At 52.2% G+C, this 12262-nt stretch carries 9 protein-coding genes; 1 reads left to right on the forward strand and 8 read right to left on the reverse strand.

What is annotated here, in order from left to right; translation table 11 throughout:
- Positions 1-9: 9 nt before the first annotated feature.
- Together FRZ59_RS16850 and FRZ59_RS16855 are read right to left on the reverse strand one after the other, a co-directional pair.
- Positions 10-1161, reverse strand: coding sequence for a hypothetical protein (locus tag FRZ59_RS16850; protein ID WP_132130791.1), 1152 nt, complete (start codon positions 1159-1161; stop codon positions 10-12).
- Positions 1142-1708 (reverse strand): RNA polymerase sigma factor, encoded by a 567-nt coding sequence (locus FRZ59_RS16855; RefSeq protein WP_225975100.1) that lies wholly within the window; start codon positions 1706-1708, stop codon positions 1142-1144. Before FRZ59_RS16855 ends, FRZ59_RS16850 begins: the two co-directional genes overlap by 20 nt.
- A gap of 179 nt (positions 1709-1887) precedes the next feature.
- On the opposite strand from FRZ59_RS16855, the gene FRZ59_RS16860 reads away from it, so the two are divergent.
- Positions 1888-4998: a glycosyltransferase family 117 protein gene (locus FRZ59_RS16860; protein ID WP_132130790.1), complete on the forward strand. Its 3111-nt coding sequence runs from the start codon at positions 1888-1890 to the stop codon at positions 4996-4998.
- Between the two features lie 188 nt (positions 4999-5186).
- Here the strand turns inward: FRZ59_RS16860 and FRZ59_RS16865 are convergent, their stop codons facing one another.
- From FRZ59_RS16865 to FRZ59_RS16890, 6 genes are all read right to left on the reverse strand, one after another.
- Positions 5187-6803 carry an IS1634 family transposase gene (locus tag FRZ59_RS16865; protein WP_158640601.1) on the reverse strand — a complete coding sequence of 539 codons (1617 nt, stop codon included), beginning with the start codon at positions 6801-6803 and terminating at the stop codon, positions 5187-5189.
- A 395-nt stretch (positions 6804-7198) separates the two neighbouring features.
- Positions 7199-8326 (reverse strand): hypothetical protein, encoded by a 1128-nt coding sequence (locus tag FRZ59_RS16870; RefSeq protein WP_132129621.1) that lies wholly within the window; start codon positions 8324-8326, stop codon positions 7199-7201.
- Positions 8327-8335: 9 nt separating this feature from the next.
- Positions 8336-9679, reverse strand: a complete 1344-nt coding sequence (hemG, locus tag FRZ59_RS16875; RefSeq protein WP_132129622.1) for a protoporphyrinogen oxidase — start codon at positions 9677-9679, stop codon at positions 8336-8338.
- Complete coding sequence (gene hemE / locus FRZ59_RS16880) at positions 9667-10701, reverse strand: uroporphyrinogen decarboxylase (protein WP_132129623.1); 1035 nt, start codon at positions 10699-10701, stop codon at positions 9667-9669. Before hemE ends, hemG begins: the two co-directional genes overlap by 13 nt.
- Positions 10701-11393 (reverse strand): response regulator transcription factor, encoded by a 693-nt coding sequence (locus FRZ59_RS16885; protein ID WP_132129624.1) that lies wholly within the window; start codon positions 11391-11393, stop codon positions 10701-10703. The genes hemE and FRZ59_RS16885 overlap by 1 nt, the downstream gene beginning before the upstream one ends.
- Positions 11390-12259, reverse strand: coding sequence for a sensor histidine kinase (locus tag FRZ59_RS16890; RefSeq protein ID WP_132129780.1), 870 nt, complete (start codon positions 12257-12259; stop codon positions 11390-11392). The genes FRZ59_RS16885 and FRZ59_RS16890 overlap by 4 nt, the downstream gene beginning before the upstream one ends.
- Positions 12260-12262 lie beyond the last annotated feature (3 nt).

Genomic DNA, 12262 nt, shown 5'->3' on the forward strand with positions numbered 1-12262 from the left:
TCATTATCATCAGTTCTTTTCCTTGTGTGATTTCTTTGCCGGCTTGTTGTAGGAGATCGTCAGCAGGCCGAGGTCGAGGCGAACCCCGTTCCATTTGCCGGAATCCGCATCCTTTCCAACGCGTATGAATTTATCTTCGCTCCGGTCAATTGCGGAAGCTACCATATTAAGGGCTTCGCCCACCCCGCTCAACTCCCTGATTTCCTCCGGCAGCTGAACCATCTTTTTTCCATCCTTCCCGGCGGCAAACTGTTCATTCGCATTAGACCGTGAACCGGCAAGGGCCGTTCTCTCCGTGACATCCGGCGCGCCGTAACTCCGGCCCTCTAATTCTGCTGCGGTGGGCGCCAGGAATGCAAGTTCCGGGTCGGCTGTTTCGGTCATGGGATCAATACGTTCGGTAACAGGCGATGAAGACGGCGCGCTGGTCAATACTTCTGCCTTTGCAGGAGAAGAACTCCTTTCAGGGGCAAAACGTTCAGTAGATCCTGCTTCCGCCGGCTGCCTGTCCCGGAGCCCGGTATTATCCGGTGAGGCCGTTGGCCGCCCGGTTGTGCCAGGGCCAGTGCCTGGCCGCCGGGCTATTTCCAGGCCTGACCCTTCCGGCGCTGCCTTTTCTACCGGACCGGGCCCTGGTTTACCAGCTGCTTTACCAGGCGGGGTCTTCTGCCCGGCTTCTACCTGCCCGGATCCATATTGCCCGCTCTCATCCTGCCGGGTTCTGTTTTGAGCGGGCTTGTTCGGTCCGGCTGCTTCCAGTCCGCTTTCGCTCTGCGCACTTCCGCTCTGCGTACTTTCGCTTTGCGCATTTTCGCTTTGCCTACTTTCGCTTTGCGTACTTTCCTCCTGCGAGCGGCTTCTATTAAATACGGTTACTCCTCCCCTGCGCGATCTTGTTATGGAGTCCTTTTCGCCAAGGCTGGAAACAATCTCCTTTTCGAAGGGTCCCTGGTACTGGTACAGCCAGAAGCCCGCCGCGGCGAGCAGGCAAAAGCTTGCGGCTATTTTCAGCCAGGCATAACCGGCTTTTTTCTTCCGGATCGCGGGGCCGTTAATTTCCTCGTCAATATTTTCCCAAAGCGCTGCAGGAGGGTTTACTGAAAAATCCTGCATTTTTTCCCTGAGACGGGCGTCAAACTCCTTATCCTGCTGTTGTTGCATAATTATGATCCTCCCTTCCGGCAATCATCTGCCTTAAAATATTCCTGGCGCGGGCCAGTTGTGATTTCGAAGTACCTTCCGTGATCCCGAGCATGGAAGCAATTTCCTTGTGACTGAACCCTTCAATAAGGTGCATATTTAAAACTGCCCGGTAGCCGGGAGAAAGCCTTTCTATCAGTTTTAGCAACTCTTCGGCATGGATCCGGTCAAGCACGGTTTGCTGATCGCTGAGGCGCTCGCTCAAATGCTCATCGATGGTCTGCAGCGGCTGCATCGAGGCTGTTTTCCGGTATTGTTCAATACTGGTGGTTACCATAATACGCCGAAGCCATCCTTCGAAAGAACCTTCTCCCCTGAAATCATTGAGCTTCCTGAACATTTTAATAAAACCGTTTTGCAAAATGTCCTGCGCATCTTCCGGCGAACCGGCATACCGCAAACACACCGCATACATTTTTGGCGCAAACAACTCATACAGCTTTTTCTGGGCTTTTCGTTCGCCCTGCCTGCATCCTGCTATAAGTTTATCAAGTACGGAGTCGTTCACCAAAATTGCTTTAAGGTCTTGTCGCGATAACAATACTAAGATGATCGGTGGCCAAAAATGGTTGCACAAATCTAGAATAAAATTGATGTAAAGACTTTTTTACTTTGCTCATCGCCTGATCTGGATGACTTTACGCTAAATTAGTTCAGCAGAAAAAACATTCCTGTAATAACCCGCACATGAAAAAATACGAAGCGCTTAACAATTTACTGGGCTGGACTTGTTTTGCCATTGCCCTGGTCACCTACGTATTAACACTCGAACCCGTTGTCAGCTACTGGGACACGGGCGAATTCATTGCCAGCATTCATCGCCTCCAGGTACCGCATCAGCCGGGTGCGCCCCTTTTCCTGATGCTCTACAAGGTATTCATGCTTTTCGCCGGAAATGACCCCAGCCAGCTAGCCTGGTTTGCCAACCTGGCTTCGGCCGTTATGAGCGCTTTTACCATCCTCTTCCTTTTCTGGACCATTACGGCCCTGGCGCGCCGGCTTGCCGGACCGCGGGAAAAAGATCTTTCTGTATCCTCGCTCACAGTAGTGCTTGGAGCGGGGCTTACCGGCGCGCTCGCCTATGCCTTTTCCGACACCTTCTGGTTTTCCGCAGTCGAAACGGAAGTGTACGCCCTTTCCTCACTTTGCTCAGCCATCACTTTCTGGGCGATCCTGAAGTGGGAAGCAGTAACTGATAAGCCAGGAGCGGGACGCTGGCTGTTGCTGATCGCCTACCTTACGGGGCTTTCCATCGGGGTTCATTTACTGAACCTGCTGGCCATTCCGGCCCTGGTGCTGATCTGGTATTTCCGCCGGTACAGCTATTCCCGCAAAGGTTTGTTCCTGGCACTCGGCGGCGGAATTATCATGCTGCTGCTGATCCAGTATGGCATTATTCCCGGAAGCGTTGCACTTGCCGCCCGGCTGGAATTGCTCCTGGTCAACGGCTTCGGGCTGCCCTTCCACTCCGGCCTGGTATTTTTCATTCTGCTGCTGGCCGGCGGACTAGCCTGGGGGCTGTATTTTACCGCCAGGAAACGTAAAGCGGCGCTCAACACAGCTCTTCTTTGTCTTACTTATATTTACATCGGCTTTGCTTCCTATGCCATGATCGTGCTTCGGGCGCAGGCGGGAACCAATATCAACATTAGCAAGCCGGACAATGCCTTTGCCCTGCTCCATTACCTGAGCCGGGGGCAATACCTCCAACAACCCTTGCTTAACGGTCCTGATTTTACCTCTCGTTTACTTCCCGTAGAAGAAAGCAGTACGCCCGAACTAGGCAAATACCGGCGCAAGGGCGATACCTGGCAGCCGGGAGCCTTCAAAGAGGAATTGAAATACGATCATACCTCCTTTTTCCCGCGCATGTGGTACTCCAATCGTGCAGATTTTTATCGCAGCTGGCTCGGCCTTGCGGAAAACGAACAGCCTGATTTCATGGATAACCTTCGTTTCTTTTTAAGCTACCAGGTGGGCCATTTATATGGCCGCTATTTTATGTGGAATTTTGCCGGAAGGGTCAACGATACGCAAGGCAATTACGCCGGCACCCTCGACGGGAACTGGATCAGCGGTATTCAACCGTTCGACGAGCTGCGCCTGGGCAATATGGAGCAACTCCCCGCCCGTATTACGGAGAATAAAGCACATAATACCTTATTCTGCCTGCCCTTACTGCTCGGGCTGGCCGGCCTTATGTACCAGTACAGGAAAAACAAAAAGGACTTCATGGTGATTGCCTGTCTTTTCCTCTTCACCGGGGTTGCTATTATCGTTTACCTTAACCAGTACCCGCTTCAGCCCCGTGAACGCGATTATACATTTGCGGGCTCTTTTTATGCCTTCGCTATCTGGATAGGACTGGGAGTGGCCGGTGTACACCACCTGTTGTCCACCCTTGTCCGGAAACTGAGCCCGGCAGCAGGCAAGGCGGCGGGGACGGCGGCGAGTAAGGCGGCGGGCGTTTACCAGCTTTGGAACCTGCGCCCCGCGCTTGCTTCCTGCCTTTCTGTTGCGGTTTGCCTCCTGGCGGTGCCGTTGCTCATGGCGGTACAGGAATGGGATGACCATGACCGCTCCGGCCGGACCTTTGTAAGGGATATGGCCTATAACTACCTTACCGGCCTGGACAAGAATGCTATTCTTATAACCAATGCGGATAACAATACCTACCCGCTTTGGTACTTGCAGGAAGTGGAAAACGTTCGCCCGGATGTACGGGTGGCTATTTACCAGTTCTTTGGTTCAGACAGCTACGTAAAGCAGATGAAAGAACCCATGAACGAGTCCGCGCCACTGCCGCTGGCGCTCGGCCCCAACAGTTATGCTGAAGACGCACCCGTATTTCTACCCGTCATTGACAAGGGACTGAAGGGATATGTTCCGCTGAAGGAAGTGACTGCCTTTGCCGGCACGGACACCCCCGCCTTCAAGGTGATGCTCAGCAACGGGAAATCAAGCAATTATTTTCCCACCACTAAATTCAAAATAGCCGTGGACCGGGAAAAAGCCATTGCTTCCGGCGCGGCTGAAGAAGGAGAAGCCATTGTACCGGCCATTGAATGGGAATACAAGGATAATTATGTAAGCAAGCCGGACTTGTTCCAGCTTGACCTGCTTGCCCACCTGGACTGGACCCGCCCCCTGTACCTGGCCAGTACTTCTGCCAGCACCGTGACGCTGGGCCTGGATGATTACTATCGCAGTGAAGGCCTGGCAGTACGCTTAACTCCTGTAAAAGATACGCTGACCACCCGCGAAGGGGATTTCCGGACGGGGACCAGTGAAATGTATGCCAACCTGATGCACAAGTATCGCTGGAACGGCTTAAAGGACGATCATTTGTATGTCGATTCGGAAACGGTAAATATGATCAATCACTACCGCAGCCTTTTCGCCGACCTGGCCCTGGCCAGTTACCAATCCGGCCAAAAAGACACCTGCATTGCTGTGCTGGACAGGATGCAGGAGGTGCTGCCCCCCAGGTTCAGCCATCCCAGCGCCCCGGTACACAATATCAATACCCTTACGCATATTCAAATGGCCAACTTGTATTACGAATGCAATCAGCCGGCAAAAGGCGACCGTTTAATGCAGGAAGCCCGGGCCTTCATCACCGACAGCCTGGATTACTATGTGTCGCTGAAACCTGCCCGCCGGCGCACCTACCAACAGGACATTGGCATTGGTTTGTATGCGATGGAACAAATGAAAGCCAGCGCACAGGCCCACCGCCGCGAACAGCTGCAAAGGGAACTTACCGCCGCTTATGAGGGCTATCGCGCGATTCTTTAGGCAAAACTGTCATCTACAGATTACAATTTCATTGTATTTTTGTAATTTGAAGATTACAAAATAGGCCGCACAAAAAGCTATCCTGGCCATTGATGACATTGAAACCGGCCTTGAGTTTGACACGATTGGGACTTAACTAACTGATACTCAGTAGTGGGTTCTCTGATTGGCTCTCTACAAATGAGGATTTATAGGTAATTAGCTAGCTGCGTTTGGGGAAGAATGGGCGGGAGTTGTTTCAATCCCAGTTTTTGCTGCAGAACGGCTTCTTTCCCCTGGGGCTTGGAACGAATGCAGACTTGCTCCTGATTGTGTTGCAGCAAACTCACTTGCATTCTTTCCAGGGTTTTGCGCAGCTCGTTTTCGGTGAGCTTCACCTGGGATTGGTTGATTTTCTGCAGAACATAATTCTGCAGGGTAAAGGCGATGTAGCAAAGACAGATATGTCCCTGGATCCGTTTGTCGGTCCAGTGGAACATCGGACGGGTTTCCAGGTGGCTTTTAAAGGTCCGGAACGAATGTTCGATTTTGTAAAGCTGTTTGTATTGTTCCAACACGGCCGGGACGCTCAGGGTGGTATTGTTGGTGCTGATGGCCAGCAGCCCGTCGTATCTTTCTGATCGGGCGATTTTCTCCTGATCCAGCGCGTAGGACCCGCCGCCCTGCTTCTGCAGAAAGAAACGTCCTGCTTTTTTGTCGATCAGCGAAGGATGTTGCAGCAGTTTTTGGGCAGTCTGGAGCCGTTCTTCCCGATCGGATTTGTCTTTTGCGGCCCGCTTGGCCGACCAGGTGGCGATAATTTTTCGACCCTCATGAGAGATCATCTTATACCGGAGTTTGATTTCCTCGCCGGTGTGATCGGAGTACACCCATTCGTGCTGAAAGGCCGAATGATCGAGCAAGGCTGATTGCACGCTGCGGGGAAGTGCTTTTAACCGTTCTCCCACGATGAACTCAAAGCCGTTCTCGGTGGTCAGGTCAATATTCTTTCTCGAGAGCATGCCCCGGTCGGCCACCACGATGACCTTGTCGATCTGATAATGCGCTTTCAGATCGCAAAGCGCTTGCCCGAAGGTGTGCCCTTCGAAGGTGTCTCCCTTAAAGATGCGATAACCGATCGGGTTCTTCTCTTTATCGATCATCAGGCAGAACAGGATTTGTGTGCGGCCTATTTTTCCGTCCTTGCTGAACCCCTTTTGACGCAGCGCTCCTTCCTGCTCGACCTCGCTCTCAAAATAAAGCGTGGTCACGTCGTAAAATACAACGTCCAGCCGCTGGCTGAACATGTCCCGTCCGGTCTGAAAGATCCGCTCCTGGATCAAACGCTCGTTCTCGGCCAGGCGATCCAGCGCCCTGTACAAATGATGCAGCGATACCGGATCAACCCCGGCGTACTCCTGCTGGTTCAACCAGTTGCTTCGTTTGCTCGAGGGTTCCTGCAGCCGCTCCAGCAGCATCAATAGCACGGCATTCCTCAGGTCGAACTCCAGCTTTTGTTTGCGGGCGATCCGCCGTAAAAGAATATCCAGCCCGTAGTGGGAAAACACCCGCTTATAAACCTGGGCAAATCCGTAATTGTAACGGGCAAGCTCTTCGATCTGACCGGTTAAAAGCGCTTTCACTTCACCTCCGCCCAGTTCGTAAAGCTGAATACCCATTCTGCGAAGCTGCCCCGGGGTATAATCTTCGGCTTTCCCCAACGAATACAGCACCCGGCTGGTCGGCTTGCCTTCGGCATTCCGGTAGCTTTCCAGAATGCGTAAATAGGTGCCCGATGGTTTGCGCTCTACTTTCAAAAAAGCCATTACACAAAAATAAGCACCCTGCAATTGATTGTAAAGGGCCTCCGCTGACATCGGCTCTCTACACTTTTTTCCGACAAACCCCCAATACGTCTGTCATTGGCCGATTTATAGTGTTTTTTTGAAAGTGCGTGTCAAACTCAAGAAAAAGCTATCCTGGCCATTGATGACATTGAAACCGGCTATCAAAATAAAATACCTCTCTGGCTTTTCGGATTCCTGTACTGACGCGCCGCAGGGCGGCTGCAGACGGTTCAAGCGGCAGAACTTAAGGTACCTCTCTGGCTTTTCGGATTCCTGTACTGATGGCAGGGCGGCTGCAGACGGTTCCAGCTGCAGAACTTATGGAATTGCAGATATCGGGCCGGAGCTGCGAAGCCTCCGCAAAAAATGAGCGTTTATTCCGAAGCGCCGCCCGGAAAGCTGAACAGCTCGAAGAAGCCCTGGTAAACCAGGTAGAGGCTCATGGAATAGTCGGCGTAGCGGCCGTCGAAATCCCAGAAGGGCTCCAGGCGGGCGCTGACAAACAATTCATCGGCCAGCGTAAAATCCTTTTTCAGGCGAAGGAACAGCAGCCTGCGATCGTCTTGTTTCAGCCCGGCATGATCGATATTTGAAGAAACGGATTGAAAAACGGGGGCGCCGGCAGGAGCAATGAACTGATGTCCCTGCCAGTAGGAAAACATGGCGTCCAGCCACCTGGTTTCCAGGCCTGCGTTCAGGTACAACGCGCTTCCCTGCTCATAAGGGCTTTGATCGCTGCTGCTGCTAAAGCCGAGTACGTAGTTTTTTGTAAAGAGTTTTTCAACGGCGCCTTCCCTTGTCCAGGCATACTCAAAACCGGCGGCCAGATTTAACAGGGTCATTACCGGAAGGGAAGTGGTGTCTATCTGCCCTCCGCGATGCCAACCCAAAACCTGGACAGGTAAAGACAGGGAATGATGCGCTTTTTTCAGCAGGTGCAGGGAAGTGCTGCCGCCGCCAAGTATTTCTTCCTGTTCCGCGGAAGGCTTGTAGATCATGTTTTTCCAGCTGATCCAGATATCGGTGCTGTGCCGCGGCCGCGCAAATTTCAACTGGGTGCCGTACTCGAGGGGCTCTGTGATGCTTTTATCGTAATCAAACAGGGGTTCTATGTACCCGTGCGACAAATGAGGGTCAATAGCGCCGTTGATAAAACTGATGCCGTTCTTTTCATACCGGATAGCCAGGACAGGCATGATGTCCTGAAAGCCTTCTTCTCCGAAGTCTTTGGAAAGCAGGATGCCGCCGTGCAGGGAAAAATGCTTATTGGGCCGGTATACCAGTTCCGGCCGGAGCTGCAGGCCGTAATACGTTAGGCCGTCCGCAAATTCATTGAAATACTCGTAATTCCTGAAATAGTTAAAGCTGAAAAGGTTCAGGGAAAGGGTGCGTTGTTCTCCTGTTCCGGGAAGAAAACGTTGCTCCAGGCGGCTGTTGTCCAGCTGGGCATACAGGGGAGACAGGCAGGAACATACTAATACAAGAATAAGAAAGCAGCGCATGTAACAAGTTTACTTCAATTCAGGCGATTCCGCAAGTAGTGCCTGAGACGCCACCAGTTTTGCGTGACGAATGCAGTCGGATACCGCGATTCCGCTGATAAAATTGCCTGAAACCACTAATTTTCCCTTCTTGGTTTCTTTTTTGATCGCTTCCAGTATTTGCATGTACCCGGTATTGTACTGGGGTATCGCCTGAGGCCATACCTGAACGAAAGACGCATCAGGAACCCGGAACCGGCTGCTTTTCAAATGTACCGCCAGGGTTTCCCGGGCTATGGAAAGGAAATCTTCCTTGCTGTAACGGAAAAAATCTTTCATCCTGCTCCCGCCGATCATCACGGTAAAGGAAGCGCCTTTATTCACCGATAATTCGGGAAAGGTTTGATCATTGAAGATACAGCCCAGGATCGGCTGTTCCTGGCCTGAAGCTACCAGGTAACCAAAACCTTCGGGCGACGCGGGCTTTTCATTAAAGTTTAGCGCTACCAGGGCGATAGGGGCGTATTCCACGGACTGCAGGCAGGTCCGCAGCGGCTCCTCCACCATGCCAGCAAGTACGTATGCGGGAAGCGTACTGATCACTTTATCGTAAGAGGCAAGCAGGGGATCCAGGGAGGAGATTGCCGTTTCCAGCCGGAGGTTCGGCGCCAGTTCTTCCGCCAGCCGGTCACATATTTCCTGCATACCTCCCCTGATACTCAGCAAGGGCGTTTTCTCCAGATCGCCGAAGGAGCCCTCAACTTCGGCCTCTTCGGCAGGCTCCGCCAGGAAACCCTTTAACACGCTTCCATACTTTTCTTCAGATTCGATCATATGAGGGATCACCGCCCGTGCCGATAACTTCCGGATATCCCCGGCATAGATACCCGTAAAGAGTGGATCTGCCAGCGTTTCGGCAAAGTAGGCGCCAAAGCGGCGTTCGACAAATTCATAAACGGTTTCGTCATCGCTTTGCGCTGCAGGGACCTTGTCCAGGAATTCCTTCCTCAGGGTCTTCCATGCTCCCTTCAGCAGCCTTGACCCGAAAAGATCAAGAGGGCCGGAAGGCAATTTTTCCAGCTTTCCGTCCATGTACAGGTAACGTTTCCGGGCGGCCTTATTCGCCTTGATCAACTGTTCCTGCAATCCCAGTTCATGGACCAGCTCCAGGAAATACTTTCCTTTTCCCTTAGGACGAATACCCCTCGGCCCCAGCTCGGTAATATGGCCGCCAAGGGAAATACTGCGGATATTGCCACCGGCCTGCTCCCGTTTTTCAAAAATATCCAGTACTATGCCGGGATATTTTTTTTTCAGGTACCAGGCGGTGGTCAAACCGGATATACCGGCTCCGAGTATCGCTACTTTTGCCATTTATATTCCTTTACAAGATCCACGGCATATTTTATATGCTCGAATGGCATGTCGGGCATAATTCCGTGCCCCAAATTGAAAATAAAACCGTCTTCTTCGCTCATGCTATCGCACAAACGGTAAATACGTTCCTTTATTACGCGCTTTTCAGCATAGAGGATATGGGGATCCAGGTTTCCCTGTACGGCAATCCCCTTGGGTAGTGAACGTTTCAGGGCGGCCAGGTCGGCGTTCCAGTCAACGGAGATCACGTCGGGCTTTGCCTGGGCCATAAGGGGGGCAAAAACAGAACTGCCCTTACAAAATGATATGATGGGAATATCTTTCCGGTTCAGGCCGGAAATGATCTCTGATACGTACGTGTGGGCGAATTCCCGGTAATCGTCCCAGCTAAGGCTCTCTGCCCAGGAATCGAAGAGCTGCAGGGCGTCCGCTCCTGCTTCGATCTGCATATTCAGGTAATCGGTCGTCACCCTGGCGATCTTTGACAGCAGCTCATGGGCAAGGGCGGGTTCATTGTGCAGCAGCTGTTTCGTGATCTTGAAATCCCTGGAAGATTTTCCTTCCACGAGATAGCTCATGACGGTGAAAGGCGCCCCGGCAAAACCGATCAGCGGAATGCGGCCGTTAAGGCGCTGCTTCACAATGCGTATCATATCGGCCACATAGCCTAATTTCTCAGGCACATCCGGATTCAGGAGCGCGTCTATACCGGCCTTGTCACGGACAGGATTATCAAAACGCGGGCCGGCGCCGTTCTCAAAACGCAGTTTTCCTCCCATTGCTTCTGCCGTCACCAGGATATCGCTGAACATGATCGCCGCGTCAATTCCCAGCAGGTCAACGGGCAGCATGGTTACGTCGGCGGCTATTTCAGGCGTACGGCACATTTCCAGGAAGGAATGCTTTTCCTTAATGGCCAGGTATTCTTTCATGTACCGTCCTGCCTGGCGCATCAGCCATACGGGCGGGCGGTGGGTGGGCTGTGAAAAAGCCGCTTTTATAAAGAGTGAATTTTGCATCAGTCGGTATATTTATAGCCTACTCCCCTGATCGAATGAAAATGTTCAGGGTTCTTCGGATCCTTCTCAAAGTACTTGCGGAAGGAAAGAATAAAATTATCAATGGTCCGCGTGGTGGGATAGACATCATAGCTCCATACCGTTTCCAGTATCTCGGCACGCGACACTACCTGACCCCGGCGCTCGGTGAGCAATTTAAGCAGCATAGCCTCTTTTCGCGTGAGGGCGGTTTTGTTCCCCTGCCCGTCCCGGATCTCATAACTTGAAAAATTGATCTCCTTTTCCCCAATCCGGTACGTTTCGGACGATCTTCCTCCCTCCGGCTGCAATCCGCGCCTGACCAGGATACCTACCCTTAAAATAAGCTCTTCCAGGTTAAAAGGCTTCGTCAGGTAATCGTCGGCGCCCTTTTTCAGCCCTGTAATGCGATCTTCGCTGGTATTTTTGGCAGTCAGGAACAGGACGGGAACAGTAGAGTTTTCGAGCCGGATCGCCTCGCAAACTCGGAAGCCATCCATTTCAGGCAGCATAACATCCAGGATCACGAGGTTAAAACGCTCCTCATGGAACACTTTCAGGGCTTTTTTGCCGTCGGTAACGCTGGTGACGTGATAGCCTTCCAGCTCGAGGTTCAGCTTGATAGCCTCCAGCAGGTGTTCTTCGTCCTCGGCAAGTAATATGCGCTGCGTCATTCCCTGTCAATTAATATTTCAAATATAGTTCCGGCGGGCCGGTTATCCTTTACCTGGATAACAGCGCCGTGATTGTCAAGCACCTGTTTGACAATGAACAAGCCCAGGCCGGTCCCCTTGGTGGCCCTGGTTTCTTCACTTCCTATGCGGTAAAATTTATCAAAGATCTTTTCCTTTTCTTTGTCCGGGATCCCCTGGCCCTGGTCCGCCACCCGCAGCACCGCCTTTGGCCCGGCTTCTTTCAGCTCCAGGTGTACCGCAGCCGCCGGTGGCGAATATTTAAGCGCGTTCTCCACAAGATTGGAAAGCGCCAGGGAAAGCGCAAACCTGTCACCATACACCGGGATATCTCCGTCGATCCGGGCCTGCAGCCGCTCCTTTTCGGGCAGGTTCTGCCTGATCCGCTGCAGCACTTCTTCCGCCAGCGTGGAAAAATCGAATCTTTCCTTGGGAAAGGTATAGGATTTATTCTCGATCTTGGTGGCAATCAGCATATTTTCCACCAGGTCGTCCAGCCTTTCAATATCCTTAAGCGAATTTAGCAGGAAGGCCCGCTGCTTTTCCGCTGATAACTCTCTCCGGAGAATGGTTTGCAGGTAGAGCTTGATGGAACTCAGCGGCGATTTCAATTCATGCGTAACCGAAAGCAGGAAATTTTTCTGCTGCTGGTGCAGTGCCGCTTCTTCATTAATGGCTTTGTGCAGGCGATAAGCCCCGTAAAAGAGGAGTATGACGAAAACCGCACCTTCGCCAATGATCATTGCGCTGCGGGCAGGTTGCGACTGCACCAGCAATACCCCCCACCATATCAGTTCGGCCAGTGCGTAAACGACCAGAAAGTAAAATATGATGAGCGGACGTCGCATGGT

The organism is Anseongella ginsenosidimutans, assembly GCF_008033235.1.
GTDB classification, from domain to species: domain Bacteria; phylum Bacteroidota; class Bacteroidia; order Sphingobacteriales; family Sphingobacteriaceae; genus Anseongella; species Anseongella ginsenosidimutans.

What these genes read in the sequence shown, in the direction of transcription:
- FRZ59_RS16850 (WP_132130791.1), bottom strand. Translation starts at nt 1,161, where the DNA reads ATGCAACAACAGCAGGATAAGGAGTTTGACGCCCGTCTCAGGGAAAAA.
- FRZ59_RS16860 (WP_132130790.1), top strand. Translation starts at nt 1,888, where the DNA reads ATGAAAAAATACGAAGCGCTTAACAATTTACTGGGCTGGACTTGTTTT.
- FRZ59_RS16865 (WP_158640601.1), bottom strand. Translation starts at nt 6,803, where the DNA reads ATGGCTTTTTTGAAAGTAGAGCGCAAACCATCGGGCACCTATTTACGC.
- FRZ59_RS16870 (WP_132129621.1), bottom strand. Translation starts at nt 8,326, where the DNA reads ATGCGCTGCTTTCTTATTCTTGTATTAGTATGTTCCTGCCTGTCTCCC.
- hemG (WP_132129622.1), bottom strand. Translation starts at nt 9,679, where the DNA reads ATGGCAAAAGTAGCGATACTCGGAGCCGGTATATCCGGTTTGACCACC.
- hemE (WP_132129623.1), bottom strand. Translation starts at nt 10,701, where the DNA reads ATGCAAAATTCACTCTTTATAAAAGCGGCTTTTTCACAGCCCACCCAC.
- FRZ59_RS16885 (WP_132129624.1), bottom strand. Translation starts at nt 11,393, where the DNA reads ATGACGCAGCGCATATTACTTGCCGAGGACGAAGAACACCTGCTGGAG.
- FRZ59_RS16890 (WP_132129780.1), bottom strand. Translation starts at nt 12,259, where the DNA reads ATGCGACGTCCGCTCATCATATTTTACTTTCTGGTCGTTTACGCACTG.